The sequence below is a fragment of the Colwellia sp. C2M11 genome, from assembly GCF_018860915.1.
Taxonomy (GTDB): domain Bacteria; phylum Pseudomonadota; class Gammaproteobacteria; order Enterobacterales; family Alteromonadaceae; genus Colwellia.
In genome coordinates, this window is sequence record NZ_JAHKQD010000009.1 from 281,125 (window position 1) to 299,112 (window position 17,988).

At 35.8% G+C, this 17,988-nt stretch carries 13 protein-coding genes and 1 riboswitch; of the genes, 7 read left to right on the top strand and 6 right to left on the bottom strand.

The window, feature by feature from the left end; genetic code table 11:
• Positions 1-21: 21 nt before the first annotated feature.
• The gene (gene plsB, locus KO509_RS03165) at positions 22-2,457 is read right to left on the bottom strand and encodes a glycerol-3-phosphate 1-O-acyltransferase PlsB (protein WP_215971831.1); all 2,436 of its coding nucleotides are present in this window, start codon (positions 2,455-2,457) and stop codon (positions 22-24) included.
• A 93-nt stretch (positions 2,458-2,550) separates the two neighbouring features.
• On the bottom strand, positions 2,551-3,552 hold the full coding sequence (locus tag KO509_RS03170; protein WP_215971832.1) for a GGDEF domain-containing protein: 1,002 nt from the start codon (positions 3,550-3,552) through the stop codon (positions 2,551-2,553).
• Positions 3,553-3,690: 138 nt separating this feature from the next.
• Between KO509_RS03170 and KO509_RS03175 the strand changes: the two genes are divergently transcribed.
• Both KO509_RS03175 and KO509_RS03180 read left to right on the top strand, forming a co-directional pair.
• On the top strand, positions 3,691-4,170 hold the full coding sequence (locus tag KO509_RS03175) for an NYN domain-containing protein (RefSeq protein WP_215971833.1): 480 nt from the start codon (positions 3,691-3,693) through the stop codon (positions 4,168-4,170).
• Between the two features lie 82 nt (positions 4,171-4,252).
• Positions 4,253-5,620 carry an alanine/glycine:cation symporter family protein gene (locus tag KO509_RS03180; protein ID WP_215971834.1) on the top strand — a complete coding sequence of 456 codons (1,368 nt, stop codon included), beginning with the start codon at positions 4,253-4,255 and terminating at the stop codon, positions 5,618-5,620.
• Between the two features lie 14 nt (positions 5,621-5,634).
• Here KO509_RS03180 and KO509_RS03185 read toward each other — a convergent pair whose 3' ends face one another.
• Both KO509_RS03185 and KO509_RS03190 read right to left on the bottom strand, forming a co-directional pair.
• The gene (locus KO509_RS03185) at positions 5,635-6,714 is read right to left on the bottom strand and encodes an AraC family transcriptional regulator (protein WP_215971835.1); all 1,080 of its coding nucleotides are present in this window, start codon (positions 6,712-6,714) and stop codon (positions 5,635-5,637) included.
• Positions 6,714-7,787 (bottom strand): diguanylate cyclase, encoded by a 1,074-nt coding sequence (locus tag KO509_RS03190; protein ID WP_215971836.1) that lies wholly within the window; start codon positions 7,785-7,787, stop codon positions 6,714-6,716. The genes KO509_RS03185 and KO509_RS03190 overlap by 1 nt, the downstream gene beginning before the upstream one ends.
• Before the next feature lie 466 nt (positions 7,788-8,253).
• Here KO509_RS03190 and KO509_RS03195 point away from each other — a divergent pair, with 466 nt between their 5' ends.
• Positions 8,254-10,980, top strand: a complete 2,727-nt coding sequence (locus KO509_RS03195; RefSeq protein WP_215971903.1) for a TonB-dependent receptor — start codon at positions 8,254-8,256, stop codon at positions 10,978-10,980.
• An 87-nt stretch (positions 10,981-11,067) separates the two neighbouring features.
• A complete protein-coding gene (locus KO509_RS03200) occupies positions 11,068-12,441 on the top strand; it encodes a metallophosphoesterase (protein ID WP_215971837.1) in 1,374 nt (457 codons plus the stop codon).
• Positions 12,442-12,730: 289 nt separating this feature from the next.
• On the opposite strand, the gene KO509_RS03205 is transcribed toward KO509_RS03200, so the two are convergent.
• The gene (locus KO509_RS03205; RefSeq protein ID WP_252727350.1) at positions 12,731-13,546 is read right to left on the bottom strand and encodes a mechanosensitive ion channel domain-containing protein; all 816 of its coding nucleotides are present in this window, start codon (positions 13,544-13,546) and stop codon (positions 12,731-12,733) included.
• Positions 13,547-13,892: 346 nt separating this feature from the next.
• Here KO509_RS03205 and KO509_RS03210 point away from each other — a divergent pair, with 346 nt between their 5' ends.
• The 3 genes from KO509_RS03210 (at position 13,893) to envZ (ending at position 16,628) form a co-directional block, all read left to right on the top strand.
• Complete coding sequence (locus KO509_RS03210) at positions 13,893-14,384, top strand: hypothetical protein (protein WP_215971839.1); 492 nt, start codon at positions 13,893-13,895, stop codon at positions 14,382-14,384.
• Between the two features lie 161 nt (positions 14,385-14,545).
• Positions 14,546-15,268, top strand: coding sequence for a two-component system response regulator OmpR (gene ompR / locus KO509_RS03215; protein ID WP_215971840.1), 723 nt, complete (start codon positions 14,546-14,548; stop codon positions 15,266-15,268).
• Positions 15,269-15,338: 70 nt separating this feature from the next.
• Positions 15,339-16,628 carry a two-component system sensor histidine kinase EnvZ gene (envZ, locus tag KO509_RS03220; RefSeq protein ID WP_215971841.1) on the top strand — a complete coding sequence of 430 codons (1,290 nt, stop codon included), beginning with the start codon at positions 15,339-15,341 and terminating at the stop codon, positions 16,626-16,628.
• A gap of 220 nt (positions 16,629-16,848) precedes the next feature.
• On the opposite strand, the gene ribB is transcribed toward envZ, so the two are convergent.
• Positions 16,849-17,502: a 3,4-dihydroxy-2-butanone-4-phosphate synthase gene (gene ribB / locus KO509_RS03225; RefSeq protein WP_215971842.1), complete on the bottom strand. Its 654-nt coding sequence runs from the start codon at positions 17,500-17,502 to the stop codon at positions 16,849-16,851.
• A gap of 136 nt (positions 17,503-17,638) precedes the next feature.
• Positions 17,639-17,815, bottom strand: a riboswitch (FMN riboswitch).
• Positions 17,816-17,988: the final 173 nt, after the last annotated feature.

The following is a 17,988-nucleotide window of genomic DNA, read 5'->3' on the forward strand; positions in this document are numbered from 1 at the left end:
TTAGCTTAAGATCATTTATGATTATCTCGCAATACTCTGTAAAACTTCAATCGAGACTAAATTAGTAATTGACGTTTTAAGTTCTGTCATATTAGGACATACAACGAGTAATCCATCATCATTTAATGCTAAATAACCTTGCTCACGCAAAGTATTTATTAAGGTTGATTGAGACTTTTTATCAATAAATTCAGGTGCTGTAATATTATTTAAAACGGCTAAACGTTTGGCAATAGCGACAACTTTTTCTTCTAATTCTCGTCTTGTTAATGGCGCTAATCGTGTTGCTAAAGAAGTAATGATCGCGAGGCGTTGTATGCTTTCATCAATACATTCAGCCATTAAGTGAATTTGATTTAGTAACTCTGTATCTTCTGTTAATGCCCAAAAATTTGATTCTGTGTGCTTAATTACACCATTACTTTCTAGAGTGGTTAGCAGCTCTTTAACTTGTACGGTAATTTGTTCAGGTGTTTGCCATAAGAACAAATCTTCTTTCAATGTTGTTAATAAGTTGATGCTTTGGCTAACTATTTGCTCGTTAGATATTCTACTATTATGCGTTAGTAATCGGCATATTAACGAACTTAGTGCGTAGGTGTGTAAAATATTATTGCGGTAATAGCGCATTTCTAGGCTGGCAGAGCTGTCTAAAGAAATAATCGTACCAAAGCTATCTTCAGAAATAGTTACTTTATTGAGCGATATTACATGGGCAAGTAAGTCGGCTCCATTTTCTTCTGGTATGGTCAGTTCTTTACTAAAAGGCGCTTCTCGTTGAATCTTGAGAAAGAAATCTAAGTGTTTTTCTAAATCATGTTTTGCAAGCGCTTTGTTCTCACTGGCATGCAAAATTAATGCGACTAGGGCAACACCATTAAGTGCAGCACACTGGTTAATGTTAGTCATTAACTGGTTTGAAATATCGTTTACCGTTGGCGTTAACCAATTGGGTTTCTGTGGATCGATAGGATCTATCGCATCTTTCCAGTGCGGTACTTGTTCCGTTAAATAATTATTAATATTAATGGGTTCGCCAAAATTAACATAGCCATTACCGTAATTTCGTAAATTTTTAATGGCTTTAAGTACACCTAAGATCGATTCATTTTTCTTTTCACTACCACTTAATTCCTTATGGTAAGTACCAACTTCCATGACATGTTCATAACCTAAATAGACCGGCACTAACGTTAATGGGCGATCAATACCGCGTAATAAGCTTTGAATGGTCATGGCTAACATACCTGTTTTAGGTGGTAATAGTCGTCCTGTACGACTACGGCCGCCTTCGGTGTAATATTTAACAGCATAACCTCGTTCAAAAAGTAAGCCTAAATATTCACGGAAAATAGTGGAATACAAACGGTTGCCAGCAAAACTTCTGCGAATAAAGAATGCACCACCTTTTCTGAAAATAGCGCCAGCTGGCCAGAAATTTAGATTAATACCTGCCGCAATACGTGGCATTACTAAGCCTTCTTGAATAATAACGTAAGAAAGTAGTAGGTAATCCATATGACTGCGATGACAGGGAACATAAATAATCTCATGACCGTCTTGTGCTAATTTTCTTAAGACTTGGGAATTATTTACTTTTATATCTGTATATAATCGGCCCCATAACCAACGTAAGATTCTTTCGCCTAGGCGTACTAATGACACACTATAATCGCCAGCTATTTCTTCCATCATAGCCAAAGCTTGTTTTTTTACTTTTTCAGGGCTGATGTTTTTATTTTTTGCTTCGTCTTTAATTATTCGTTTTATTGAGGGATTAGCGAATAAAGCAGTAAACATTTGCTCGCGATGAATCAGTCTTGGGCCTTTAGCTGCTATGTTTTGACGATGGAAGTGGAAACGGGCAACACGTAGTAATTTATGGGCGGTATCTTTATCGTTTCCGTGGTTGTCAGACATATTTCGTAAAGACAGTACTTCACTAAAGCGTATTAAATTATCACGACCTAAAAATAGCACGATAAAAAACTTTCTCAGCCAAGTTGGAGAAGCTTGCTCTGCCAATAATGAAGACACATTCGCATTATTTTTTTCTTTGGTAGGAATACGTCCCCAAATAAGATTTACTGGAATAAGCTGACCATCAAGGGTTTTATCAATGTGGTGTTCATTTAATATGGCTAACCCTTGCTGTAATGCTTGCGTTTTTCTACGTTTGAATCCGAAAAGTGACGTAGGTTTTGCCAAACATATAGTACGTTCGAAGAGCTTATTGTTTATTTTTATTTTGCTTAAAGGATCAGGTAAGTTTTGATCTTTACATGCTTTTTGTAGTGCTAATAAATCACTAGCAGATTGATGGCTAACAATATAAAAAATAGGCTGAGTAGGTGTTTCAACGGCTGTTTCGGCATCTAATACAATTTTGCTGCGTAAGAATAAACGAAGGGGAAACTTTAATAATAAATAAAAAAAAGAACGTAAAACAGATGTCATGACTGCTACTATTAATTGTGTAGGAAATTCAGAGGCGCCAGTTTAACATTTATACTTAAACCAGTTCAAGATAACGCTGATGAACTCGTAGTTTTATGCGCAAATACAGCGATTTCTTCCTGATTTTTTAGCTTGATAAAGAGCATTATCAGCTTCTTTAAATAGGCTTGACCAATCGGAGGCATTATTATTTTGTGCGATACCGATAGAAACAGAAATTGGGGGGAGGGGCTCGTTTGTTTCTCGGTGAATTAATTTTACTTTCTCAATGGAAATACGAATTTTTTCTGCTACGTCTTCTGCTTCAATAATCGATTTGTTAGTCATCACTACTAAGAACTCTTCTCCGCCAAAACGTACAGCAAGATCTTCTTCAGTAAGGTTATTTTTAATAATTTTAGCGATGCGCTGTATAACTTTATCACCGATAAAATGACCAAAATTATCATTTATCTTTTTAAAGTGATCTATGTCGATAACAAGTGATGAATGTGTTTGAGCAAAATCCAAGGCTTGTAGTTTATCATCACAACCACGGCGATTTAATAAACCAGTTAAGGAATCTATTAATGCTTCCTGCCTTGATGATTCAAGCTTTTGTTTTAATTGGTTAATTTCTTGCTGAGTTGTTGATAGTTTCTTTGACAATTCGTGGTGTTGCTCTTTGGTATTATTAATTGTGTCAGATAGATAACTCACTATGTTTTTAAGTGATTTATGATGTTTATTTTCCGACAAAATAATTTTTAGTTTATGTAGGCTGGTGGTTACTTTATCTTCATTGCCTACCTGTAAACTTATCTGTTCTAAGGTACTGCTTAATACTTCTTCAAAAGGCGATATTACCGTACTATCAATTTGCTCGCTAAAAGAAACAAAACGTTTAAATAAATCTGCTAGAAAGTCAGCCATGATAGGTGTATTTTGCTTGATTTTTTGATCTATTGCTGCCGTTAATAGTTCATTTTCATTACTAATATAAAGGTAGATTACGGCATAATTTGCTGGTGTAGGTGGAATTAAATGGTTTGAAAGAAAGTCATGAGTAAGTTCACTAAAATTAGATGAAACTTGATAGTTATTGTCGAAAGGCATACCTTATTCCTAAACCATGTGCTAATTTGTTGTAACCTTGTTTGTACTTTAACGTTATATTGTAACAGTAACAAGTGTTTATGTTATTTTACTGGTTGATTTGTAAACTAATTTAATTAACGCCTTAAAGGAAATGTTTTGCAAAAAATTGCTATTTTTGTTGATGTACAAAATATTTATTATACCACTAGAGATAGCTATCATCGGCAATTTAACTACCGATTACTATGGCAAGAATTAATGGCGCAAGGGGATATAGTGCAAGCAAGTGCTTATGCTATTCAACGTAGCGACGATCAACAGCATAAATTTCAAAAAGCGCTAAAACATATTGGCTTTGATGTAAAACTAAAGCCCTTTATTCAACGTAGTGATGGCTCAGCTAAAGGGGATTGGGATGTTGGTATTACGATTGACGTCTTGATGGCAGCGGCAAGCGGAGGTATTGATACGGTGGTGTTATTATCTGGCGATGGTGATTTTGATTTGCTATTAAAACATATTAGAACAGAATTTTCTGTTAAAACAATTGTCTATGGTGTGCCTAATTTAACCGCTAATTCACTAATTAATGCTGCAGATGCATACCATGAAATAGATCAAAGTTTGTTACTATAGCGTGTAAGTAAAGTGAAATCTCCCTGATATAAAAACTATTAATTAACTTAATCAAATTAAACTAAAATAAAATCAATTATATATGACTGAATTAACTAACTTCCTTGGCAATGTTGCAGCTTTTATGTGGGGGTTGCCCCTTGTTATTTTACTCGTGGGAGGTGGCATTTTTTTTGTATTTCATAGTCGCTTTTTACCTTATCGGTATTTAAAGCACGCTGTTGAAATAACATCAGGTAAATTCTCAACCGAAGAAAAAGCACCTGGCGATTTAACACACTTTCAAGCGTTAACAGTTGCCTTATCAGGTACTTTGGGATTAGGAAATATTGCTGGTGTGGCTGTTGCTATTACTATTGGTGGTGCAGGCGCGATTTTTTGGATGTGGATAACCGCGCTTGTTGGCATAGCAACAAAATTTTATACCGCAACTTTAGCGGTAAAGTATAGAGGATTAGATCGCAGTGGTCGCATTCAGGGTGGCCCTATGTATGTCATTCGGGAAGGGTTAGGCAAAAAATGGTTACCTTTAGCTTGGTTGTTTTGCTTAGGAGGAATGTTTGGTGCTTTACCTATTTTTCAAATAAACCAGTTGGTACAAGTGCTACGCGATGTTGTCGCTATTCCTCATGGCTTTGCTAGTGCGAATGAACATTTTACTTTTGATTTAGTAACAGGATTATTTCTTTGTATTTTAATTACTTATATTGTTATGGGGAAGTTACAACGGTTAGCTAAAATTACCAGTAGTGTCATCCCAACTATGGTTATTTGTTATTTTATTTTAACATTAGGGGTATTAGTTATGAACTTCTCTGCTATTCCTAGTGCGTTTGCTTCGATCTTTGTCGGTGCTTTTAGTGGCTCATCAGTGGCCGGTGGCTTTATTGGCTCAGTGGTTTTAATTGGAGTGCAGCGAGGTGCTTTTTCTAATGAAGCGGGTATCGGTACTGAATCAATGGCGCATGGTGCTGCCAAAACAAATGAACCAACACGTGAAGGGCTAGTTGCTACACTTGGACCAATAGTTGATACCTTAATTGTCTGTACTTGTACTGCTTTAGCTATTTTAGTTACAGATATTGGAGATTTACAACTAACAGGTGTGAGTTTAACAGCACACGTATTTGAACAAGCATTTCCAAATATTGGCGGTTATCTATTAACGTTAGTGGTATTTTTTCTGAGTACAAGTACGGTGTTAACCTTTTGGTATTACGGCAGTAAATGTGCAGAGTTTTTATTGGGTAAACGCTTTGAGCAAGCTTATGTGTGGTTTTATCTTTGTTTAATTATTGTTGGTGCAGTGTCTTCACTCGCATTAGTTATTAATTTAATTGATATCATGTATGCGTTAATGGCTATTCCAACAATGATATCTACGGTGTTATTAGCACCTAAAGTTACTGAGCAAGCTAAAATTTATTTCGCAAAAAATATCAAAGAATAATTATTAGCTAACGTTTATGTTAACAGCGAATATTGTTCATTTTCTCTAAAAGCACTAGGCGTTAACCCGGTCCAGCGTTTAAAAGCTCTTCTAAAGTTTGGTATGTCATTAAACTTTAAGCTTGAGGCAATGCACTCATTACTTTGCTGGTTTTCTATTATTGCAAATACAGCATGTTGGCGGCGCATCTTATCTAGTAATTGTTGGAAATTGGTGTGATGTTGAGCAAGTTTACGCTTTAATGTAGCAGGACTCACTGAAAAGTATTGTGCGCAGCTTTGTAAACTAATATCTGTAGTAGCACTACATGACTTGCATGTATTATAAGTTAAATTACTATGGATAAACTGACATACAGCTTGTGTAAAACCTATATATACCTTATTTTTTTGATTGTTTTTTACTTCGGTTATAGCAAGTTTTTTTAATGATAAACTACAGTCATCAATAGAATGATAAAGCCATTTATCATCGATACTTAACATGGCAAGTGGTTGGTTGAAATAAGGTTTACTGCCAATATTTACATGATATTGCTCTATATGCTCAACTGTTTCATAAGGTAATCGGATGGTGACTGGAATTGATTCTCCGAAACGATACTTTAGTGCGCCCGTACAGGCACTCAATACAAATTCATAAAGAAAACGTTCTTGGTTATCGGTTAAAGAACCGATAGCGCTATTGAGTAGTAAATGTGTTTTTATTTCGTTGTTTCTACGACTTTTAATCAGTGTAAAAAATAAAAAGGGGAATAGTTGAAATTGGAATAACTGACACAGCTTTATCATGTGAGCAATGTTTTTACAGTTGAGTAAAGCTTGAGACAAAGCGCCCAATTGGCTGGAAAAATATTTACGCCCTAAAATAAAACTTAAATCGTCACGTTTGGTCAATTTTACAGCATTGTCGATAATAGTAAGAAATTCTTTCGTTGAAATTAGTGTGTTACTCATCGTTAAATCTGAATAGAAGCACTGAGTACCTTTTAATACTCTATCAGGGTGTACGCCGCTTTGTTTGGCTAAATCAACTAAAGCTACCACAAATTGACGACAGAGAATAACATCATCATCTCGGTCGAAAGTTTTCATTAATTAACCATACACTTATTGGTCTGTTGTTTTAATTGAACCGGGTCTAAACCAATTATAGTATTTTGGGTTGCAGCGTTATCTCGTTGTGTTATTACATCTTCCTTAATTAGCTGTTGCTGGTGTAATCTTTGTTTAGTTATTCTCATACGCTCGTTCAACTGCTCTAAAGTCGTTAGGTGATCTTCCTTACCATTAAAGCTCATCACACAACTAGCGACATGCTGATAATTAGCTGTAGTAGAGGAGCCGACTTTAAAGGCTAAGTGCTCAATAGATTTTTCAATATGATGAGCAACTTGCTCAGCAGTTTTCGTGTCAGTATTTGGCATTAATACAATAAAACAATCACTTGCATATCTACAGGCTAAGTCATTATCTCGTAAGTTCATGAGAATAATTTGTGCAATTTCACGTAACAATATATTGCCTTGGTTATCACCATGTTTACGATTAAATTGATCAAATTGACGGATATCAATAAGCATTAAAGTGAATGTGAGCATTTGCTTTTGCGCATTTTTATCTAGGTTGTAGTCATTGAAATTTACATTTTTTGCGTTCACTATTTCGCGCTGCAATTGCGTTTTCATATATTTAGCGCTGTATAAACCGGTAACAAAATCAGTCAGGCTGTGGTCGCGATAATACCGCTCAGTTTTTCGCAGTTGTGTGTTAATGCTTACTTGTTCTAGGTGCCATTGGTATAGTGCGATAGACATAATTAGCATACCAATAGGCGCTGGCAGTGATTCAATAGTTGTTAGCCAAGTATTATCTTCAGGATAAAGTAAAAATTCATCAAGAAAGTCGAGTAACATCGAGATATGGGTGAGTGTTAATCCGGTGAAAAGTAAGTTAGTAACCTTTCCTGATGGACGACTAATTAATATAAAAAACACCCAAACAAGTGTTATTAAGGTTATACCTCCCTCGCCAAGTACATCAAAAAAATCAATGTTGGCATATTCTTTTAGTTCACCTAGTTGAAAAGTAAATGTGGCAACGCTAGCAATAGCCAAAAGCAAGACAATGAACAAGTAACGATGAAAGCTAAACAAATCTAAGTTCATAATCTTAGTGCTTTATGAGTTGTGATGAAGTGATTGTGTACACAAATATATCTACTTTTAACCAGAGTAGGGTCATTTTAGCTCAAACAAGTGACACTTTTATGACCGTTATTATGTTTATGGCACGAAAATAAGGGTATTTAAGTCGTTCTTGTGATGATGTACTTTTCGTTTAGTAAGCAGAACTCGATTTTCTTAAATACTGATGGGGGTCATTTCAGCTCATTTTGTTATTTTTTCATTAAGAAATAGGAGAAAATTCGCGATATTTTGTGGGTTCGCTTGTTTTAAAAGTTGAGTGAAATATTTATGTCATTTTTTTTGTTTACCGTAGCGTCATTAAAAAGTAGCACCATCAAAAAAATAACACTATAACCATGAGACAAAAAACATGAAATATACCGATAAAAAATTCCAATTATCCACCCTTAATAAAGCAATATTAAGTACTGTATTAGCGAGTACTATGGCGATTTCTTCAGGATCAGTCTTCGCTGAAACTGATTTTTCAGGCCGTATTACTGATGCTAAGAACAGTGTTTATTTTGAAGGTGCCTCAATAAAAATTGAAGAATTAAACTTATCCACAGTAAGTAAGCGTGATGGTTCATTCAAATTTTCTAACTTACCTGAAGGTCAGTATACTTTAGTGATTAATTATCTTGGTACAGCAGAGATACGAAAAACACTAACGATAACGGCAGAACAAGCAGCAAGTCAAAATTATATTATTGGTGCAACGGACAGTAATATAGATAATATGATTGTTTATGGTCAACGTGCTGGTCAAGCTGGTGCATTAAACCGAAAGAAAAATGCAAATCGCCAACTATCAGTTGTGAGCTCTGATGGTATTGGCCAATTACCTGATCAAAATGCTGCTGAAGCATTACAACGTTTACCGGGTTTATCAATTCAGCGTGACCAAGGAGAAGGTCGTTTTGTTGCTATTCGAGGAATTGATCCTAATTTAAATAATGTCACCATTAATGGTTTAAATGTACCGTCACCTGAAGCAGGTGTACGTAGTGTTGCTATGGATGTCATTCCTAGTGAATTAATTGCTAGCTTAGAAGTTAGTAAAACAGTAACACCAGACATGGATGCTAATGCTGTTGGTGGCTCAATTGAAGTAAAAAGTTTAAGCGCATTTGATCGTGAAGGTCAATATTATAGCTTAACAGCTCAAGGCTCATACAATGAGCAAGTCAGTGAGGCGAGCCCTAAACTTTCTGGAAGTTATTCTGATGTTTATCAACTTAATGATGGTATGCAGCTAGGTGTTGCTGGTGCATTATCATGGTTCAAACGTTCTTTTGGCTCTGAAAACAGTGAAACTGATGGTGGCTGGAATATCATTGAAGTTGAAGATATTAATGGTGACGATATAGAAATATTTGGTGCAGAAGAAATAGAGCAGCGTTCTTATACTATTGAGCGTGAACGTTTTGGTGCAGCATTAAATCTTGATTTATACGCCTCAGCCACAGACAAATATTACCTACGCAGCTTTTATAGTGAGTTCTCGGATAATGAATATCGACTACGTAAAGAATTTAAGCTCGATAAAGGGGTTTTGAATTCATACACAAGTAATTCTGCGCAATACAGTAATGCTGAATTAGAGCGAGACACTAAAGATCGATATGAAACGCAAGAAATCCTTTCAATGGTTGCTGGCGGTGAAAATCAACTAAATGACTGGTTAGTTGAGTATCAATTAGGTTATTCAAAATCGAGTGAAAATGAACCCGATAGAATGGATGTCACGTTTGTTGGTGAAGATATTGATTTGGGTTATACCACTTCAAATGATAGCCCAGTATTAACACAATCCGCTAATGCTCATGATTTAAATATTTTTGAAATGGATGAAGTTGTTTATGAAAATAACAACTCAGAAGATGAAGAAGTTAGTATAGGTCTAGATCTAACGAAAGACTTTGTTTGGCAAAATAATAATGGTGCTTTCAAGTTGGGTGGTAAATATCGCAGTCGTGAAAAAGAGAAAAGTGCTAACTCAATACTTTACGATGGTGATTTTGGTGATATAACGGCTGAAAACTTTAACAGTGGTACAGTTGATTACAGCCTAGGTGATTTTGGTCCAGGCCTATCTCAACAAAGTATACAAGATTATGTTAAAGCCAATAGAAGTAGTTTCGCACTGAATCAAACTGAATCTGACATCGAAACACGTGCTAACTCATATACGAGTAGCGAAGATGTTTTTGCGTTATATGCCATGATGACTTTGGATATTGAAAAATGGCAAATAGTGACAGGGTTACGTTATGAAAGTACTGATTTTGAAACGACAGGTAACCGGGTTGAATTAGTGGTTGATGACGTTAACGATACTGAAATTCCAAATATTGAAACATGGAATGTATCAAAAGATTATGATTATTTACTACCGAGTTTGAACGTTAAGTACAGCATACGTGATAACTTAATTGCACGTTTTGCTTATACTCAGACTATTGCGCGCCCAACGTTTGGTGATTCAGCTGCGTATCAATTAATTGAAACTGAAATTACGGAAGAGGATGGCGTAACTGAAATAGAACGCAAAGCAGAAGTAGGTAACCCTGATTTAGCGCCTTATGAGTCACAAAATATTGACGCATCGATTGAATATTATCCAGAAAATATAGGGGTAATTTCTGCAGGTGTTTTTTATAAAGATATTGGTAACTTTATTGTATTAAGTGAAGTTGAAGACAATGGTAGTTGGGATGGATTTGAAGAAGTCATTCAGCCAATTAATGGTGGAGAAGCTTCATTAATTGGGTTGGAGCTAGCATGGAATAAGAGCTTTGATTCAGGTCTTTTATTGGGTGCTAATGGTACTCTGGTTGACGCTGATGATGCTTTACCAAATCAGTCAGATGTTATCGGGAATATTACGCTGGGTTATGAAAATAACAAAATTAGTACACGTTTAAGTACGAGTTATAAAAGTAAAACATTTCAATTCAATGAAAATGATGTTGCCGTATATGAAGCCGCGCATACACAAGTGGATTTTAGCAGCAAATATTATTTCTCTGATACCGTTCAATTTTACTTTAATGCCTCAAATTTAACAGATGAACCAATGTATATTTACCATGGTGCGAAACAATATAATTATCAATATGAGCAATATGGCCGTACCTTTGAATTGGGTATCACTATTTCATCGCTTTAATTTAAAAACACTTTTAAAACAACCGTTATCCATAATAGCCGAGTATTAGCGCTCGGCTATTATATTTTATAATCGAAAGGCATACATATGTTAAATAGAATCACTTATTTCGTTAGAAAAACGTGTATAAGAAATGTAAAGCTTACTAAAGCATTGGCGATAACAGTAATGACGGGTTCATTAATCGTCGGTTGCGCTGAAAGCCGTACTAATTTATCAGAAGTTAATATACAAAATAATAGCGTTGAAGATAAGGCTAACCAAAATCAAAATATTTCATTCTTAGCCTTTGGTGATGGTGGTTATCATCATGACTATCCGAAAATTAAGCATATTAAAAATCCAAGAAATAAAGCAGAGTTTATTGCCAAAGAAAGAGACGATTGGTTGGAAGACTACCGTCCGCTAGCAGAATTTAACCACGCCCCTTTATATGTTTATCCGAATACTGAAATAACAACGGAGCTTGGTGGTGCATTAGCCGTGGGTAAAGCAATGACTGAAACTTGTAGAACTCGAAAGTGTGATTTTGCCATTCAGCTTGGTGATAATATCTACCCTGATGGCGCTGATGCTGATGATGGTAAAGACGATGAAAAACGTATGAATGATCTTATTTTAAAACCTTTACAGCCATTAATTGATGAAAATCCAGAAATGATAATTTATTCAGCTCTAGGTAATCATGATTGGAAAACATCACGTAAAGGTGTTGCGCTTCAAACTGAGTGGATGGAGGAACAGGCTAATTTCCATTTAGATGAAAAGGGTTATTATCAATACAAAATGGGCACGCCAGGTAATGATGTTGAGTTTTTTGTTTTAGATACCAATATGCTATTAGCTGCGAATCCTATTTTTGAAATTCCATTAAAGCCTGATGGCAGTGAAATGAGTATGGCAGAAGCTAAAGCTAAAGGATTAGGTGAATTCGATATCGCAGAGCCACATGAGAGCCCTGTTAATGGCGAAGACAAAGTACAACTTCAGTGGTTAAAAGAAGGATTAGAGAAATCAAGCGCTAAGTGGAAGGTGGTATATGGGCACCATATTCTTTGGTCGATTGGTGGCACAAAGTATAGTGAAGGTCATGTTTTGCGCGAACTACTTTTACCAACATTATGTAAAAATGCTGATGCATATATTGCAGGTCATGAGCATGACTTAGAACTTTTAACTGATGACTGTTCAAAATATACTGATAAAACTATGGAGCCACTACCCTTAATCATTAGTGGTGCAGCTTCTAAAATGCGTGGTAAACATACCCCGTTTGCCGAGCAACAAGAAAAGCGTTATCCCGAGTATGAATTATTATGGTCGAAAAGCTTTGTTTGGGGATACGCGCACATCACGCTTGATAATGATAAGGACAAACTTAATGTTGAGTTCTTTACGACACCAGTTGATGAGTCAGGTAAAGTGATTAAAGAGGCGAGTTTTAGCTTTAATCGCAGATAGTTAATTTGGCTAGCTTTTATTGTTTTTTATTTGTCAGTTTTACTAAACGACCTTTTAATTCAACATTCGTCATAATGCCACCAGTATCATATGCAAATCAGCATTTGTGGATATTTTTATGTAGAGCAGTATTTATGATCGTCAATATTGCTCTTCAATTATCTTTGCTGCTTAGCTGGCAGTTTTCACAATAAAAAAAAGAGCTAGCCAAATTAATGGTATAGCTCTTTTAAGCAGGTTGTAGATAATTATTTTATATAGTGTTGTTCGTCGCTATATTAGTTATCTATTAATCATTTTTATGAATGTGAACATCCATTTGTGGGTAAGGAATATTTAGCCCTTCGCTTTCAAAAGTTTTATATACTTTTTCATTTAATTCAAAGTGTACGCCCCAATAGTCAGGCGCATTAACCCATGCTCTAACAGCAAAGTTAACAGAGCTGTCTGCTAATGCTGAAACAGCAATAAATACAGCAGGATCTTTTAATATACGTGAATCTTCATCACATAATCTCTTGATTACTTCTTTGGCTTTATCTACGTCATCACCATAAGCAATACCAATAGTCCAATCAACACGTCTTTTTTCTTCTGTTGAATAGTTAATCATTGATGAAGTTGATAAACCACCATTAGGGATAATAATTGTTTTATTATCAGGGGTTTTCATAATAGTATTAAAAATTTGTATTTCAGATACAGAGCCTGAATAACCTTGAGCTTCGATAAAGTCACCCACTTTAAATGGCTTGAAGATAAGAATCATCACACCACCAGCAAAGTTCTGTAATGTACCAGATAATGCCATACCCACAGCTAAACCAGCAGCACCAAGAATAGCAATAAACGAAGTCATTTCTATGCCTAACATGCCTAGGACAGTGATAACTAACATTACTTTTAACAGGCCATTAACAATACCTGTTAAGAAAGGTATTAATGATGGATCAGTTTTACTTTTGCTTAATGTGCTTTTAAATGCGCCACCAATACCTTTTACTATCCATCCACCGATGATCCATACCGCGATAGCGCCCAATAATTTTGGACCGTAAAGTAAAGTCATTTGCGTCATTTGTTCAATTATTTCTTCTGCATTCATAATTTTCATCCTAGTTTATTCATAGTGTTTTAAAAGTGCAGCCAAGGCTCATTTATTTCACTTTTTTAGCTTTCCTAATAAAATTTGTAGGGCTTAACGTGAGCGATGACATACGTTAATCTCTACAATGTTGAATATACGACAAAAATTAAAATTATGCTTTAAAAATTGCATTATTATGTAAATAAAACGTTAATTTTTTGCTTTAAAGAGAAAAGTGAATCATTTTTTATGTATTGAAAGCGTTAAATATAGCAATAAGTAATAATCCATTATTCGAAACTAGCATCTTCAAATAGAAGCGGTATACTAATATTCACATTGGCAAGGTAAACTAAATTTACGAATGAAAATATCACCATTTATTTTATATATATTACTGTTTTTAATTATTTTTTCGGCTAAGGCAGAGCAAGATGATGTAGCAGAAAAAAACGCTGTAGCCGAGCATAATACTTGGTTAAAGGACACCTTTAGCGAGCAGCATCAACAATTAATGCCAATTGTGGCGGTAGCTGATATGTTATATGCCTGTAATCAAGCACGTAAAGTTGAGCCGGTTAATTATAAACTTAATGATCTTATTTTAAATATGGATAAAAATCGCTTGGCAGAGAAGTTAGTGCTGTGTCTTAATGAAGATAATATGCAGTCTGAAGTCGCTTTGAATTTTGGGCTTTTGGGTTGTTTTCATGAACAGTTGGCACATTTACCTGATGTTGAACGGCAACAGAAAATGGCGTTAGTGGAAAAAACTATCAAATCTTTATCTCGAAGTGAACGCCAAAAAAGTTTTACTCAATGTGTTTCTGCGCAGGCAATCAATTACTTACAATAATGACTAAAAGAATAAAAAACCAGAGACTGGCTTGAAGTGGTTTCAACATAGTCATAAATTGTAACAAATGCCCTGAAACATTTACTAATCCTTCTTTTTAATTTGTTGCTATATCGCTTATAGTCATTTTAATAGAAAGCAAATATTTTTGTGAGAATAAAATGTCCCAAGAAACCCAAAAAATTTTAGTGGTCGATGATGATATGCGCTTGCGCTCATTATTGGAACGTTATTTAGTTGAACAGGGCTATGTTGTTCGTAGTGCTGCTAATTCTGAACAGATGGATAGATTGCTTGAGCGAGAGAATTTTCATTTGTTAGTGTTAGATTTAATGCTACCAGGTGAAGATGGTTTATCAATTTGTCGTCGTTTACGTCAACAGAATAATAATATTCCAATTGTCATGCTTACGGCAAAAGGTGATGAGGTTGATCGCATTATTGGTTTAGAAATTGGTGCTGATGATTACATGCCCAAGCCCTTTAATCCGAGAGAGCTCTTAGCTAGAATCAAAGCGGTATTACGTCGTAGAATACAAGAAGCGCCAGGTGCTCCTTCTATGGCTGAAAATAATATTGTTTTTGGAGAATATGAGCTCAACCTAGCCACTCGTGAAATGGTAAAAGGTGATGTTAGTATGCCATTAACAAGTGGTGAATTTGCGGTATTGAAGGCTTTGGTTACCCACCCAAGAGAACCATTATCTCGTGATAAATTAATGAATTTAGCGCGTGGACGTGATTACTCAGCACTTGAACGTAGTATTGATGTGCAAGTGTCACGATTACGTCGTATGTTAGAGCAAGATCCAGCTAAACCGAGATATTTACAAACAGTTTGGGGTTTAGGTTATGTTTTCGTGCCTGATGGTACGTCAGCTTAGTATTTTTATAGCCACATACTAAAGGCTAGTTGTTGTAAGTGAGATTTTAGTTGCGCATTGAAGGTTTTTCATGAAGGTATTGCCCCGTAGCGCTTTTGGCCAAACTGTTTTATTAATTGGCTTTTTATTATTTATAAACCAAGTTGTTTCTTATATCTCTTTTGCCTTGTATGTAATAGAGCCTAATCAACAGCAAATAAATCAGTTATTAGCGAAACAAATTCGGGTTGTGTTTATCGATTTGAATGATGCAAGTCTAAGCCCTAAAATGGCTGAAGCTTTTCATCATGAAACGGGCATAGGGGTTTACCGGGAAGAAGATGCGTTAAGATTAGGCTTAGCATCTGCTGGTTATTACCCTTATCGCAGTGAGCAAATGTCAGCATTACTCGGTGGTCCTGCTGAAGTAAGAATATCTCAAGGGGACGAATATCTATTTTGGATTCGTCCACCTCAAGCTCCTAACCTATGGGTTAAAATTCCATTAATGGGGTTAGAAGAAGCTAACTTTTCTCCACTGGTCTTTTTTCTCGGTATTATTGGCGTACTCAGTGTCGCAGGTGGCTGGGTATTTGTAAGGCAACTTAATAGACCTCTAAAGTCACTACAAAGAGCGGCTGTAGAAGTTGGTCGAGGTAATTTTCCTGAGCCGTTAACCGAGCATGGTACTACAGAGATTATGGCTGTAACGCAAGCCTTTAATCATATGTCTAAAGGAATCAAACAATTAGAGAACGATCGTAACTTATTGATGGCTGGTATTTCTCACGATCTACGTACACCGTTAACCCGAATTAGGTTGGCAACAGAAATGATGTCGGAGCTTGATGATTTTCTCAAAGAAGGTATTGAAAATGATATTGATGATATGAATAATATTATCGATCAATTTATTGATTATCTTCGCCATGGCTCCAAAGATAAGGCGGAGCTAGGTGATTTAAATCTTTTAGTCGCTGAAGTATTAAATGTTGAAACACCAGCCGATCGACACATTGTTTTTACTGCTAATGATTGTCCTGAAATACCATTACGTCATGTCGCCATTAAACGCGCGTTAGCAAATTTAGTTCAAAATGCACTTCGCTATACTCAAGGTGATATTGAAGTTATTACCGGACATGATAAAAGTTATGCGTATTTTATAGTAAGTGATGAAGGTGAAGGAATTCCAGATAGTGATATTGATCGTTTATTCCAGCCATTTACGCAAGGGGATAAAGCTCGTGGTACAGAAGGAAGTGGTTTGGGGTTAGCGATTATTAAACGTATTGTTGATACACATGGCGGAAGAGTTGAATTATCTAATAAAGAGACGGGCGGCTTACAAGCGAAAGTTTATTTACCGTTGAAGTCATAAACCTTTTTATTCATTTAAAGACAGCTATTATAAGAATATTGGCGGTAGTGTTCAGCTCTATATATAAATCTTTGCTGTAGTTGATAATTTGATGGGTATTGCTTGAGTTAGATTGTATAAATTAATGTATTAAGTATAAATTTATTTTAGCTCAATTGGTTATGTTATTTTCATTGTGATACAAAGGATAAAGCCACTGTTTAAAGTGGCTTTAAAAGATCTAGCTAGCCATATTCAAAAGCACATTACGATAGTTAACTATGTCTTCAATACTCAAAACTATCATTTCATGTTTTAAAGCAAACTGACATATTTCAGGTAACCTTGCCATTGTTCCATCTTCATTAGTTAATTCACATAAAACTCCTTTCGAATGTAATCCTGACAGTTTAATTAGATCAATAGTCCCTTCTGTATGGCCTCTTCTAGCAAGAACACCCGCTGAATCAGCAAGTAGAGGGAATACATGACCAGGAGTATTCAGATCATCCGCAGTACTATCTGGATCGGCGGCTGTTTGAATAGTTCGAACTCTATCAGCTGCCGACACGCCTGTTGTAACACCTTGTTTTGCTTCAATTGAAACTGTATATGCGGTTTTATTACGGCTGGTATTATTTAATACCATTTGCGGTAGCTTCAGTCGCTTGACATCATCCTGCTCTAAAACTAAGCAAACTATACCGCTACATTCACGGATCATCATCGCCATTTGTTGTTGAGTGAGATGTTGAGTTGAAAAAATAAGATCGCCTTCGTTTTCTCGATCTTCATCGTCTACTAACAACAAACCTTTACCGGATTGAAGTGCGGAGATTGCAGACTCAACCCTTTCATGGGATGTGCCAAATTGACTAAGTAGTGACTGACTCATGGTAAATTTCCTCTTTTAGTTACCAGAATCAGGGCGCAAAGAGATACAGAAATAATTTTCTGTAAACAAACGATTCGTCTAACCCTCAGTAATCATGCGAGCAAGCGCATTAACTGATGGTTAAAAAAATGGATTGTCTTAAACTCTCTCATCCGGACTATAACCGTCGGCTCTGGAATTACACCAGATCTGCTGACCTCCTATCACTAAATAAAACGAATAAGAGCGCTCGCGGGCTATCTTAAAATAAATCAGGAGTGATTTTTTGTAAGTTACCGCCGGTGGGGAATTTCGCCCCGCCCTGAGATTAAAACATTATGTATGCGGCTAATATAACCGCGTGGCAGATTCTACGGAAGAACTATTCAGCGTGCAATCATTCTCCTTAGCTAATGCCTAAGAGCCTAATGTTTGTGCGTAGGGCGCAATAAAATTCAGTTATGGCAGCGCAGATAGCATAACTATTTTGTATTAAATTTATACAAA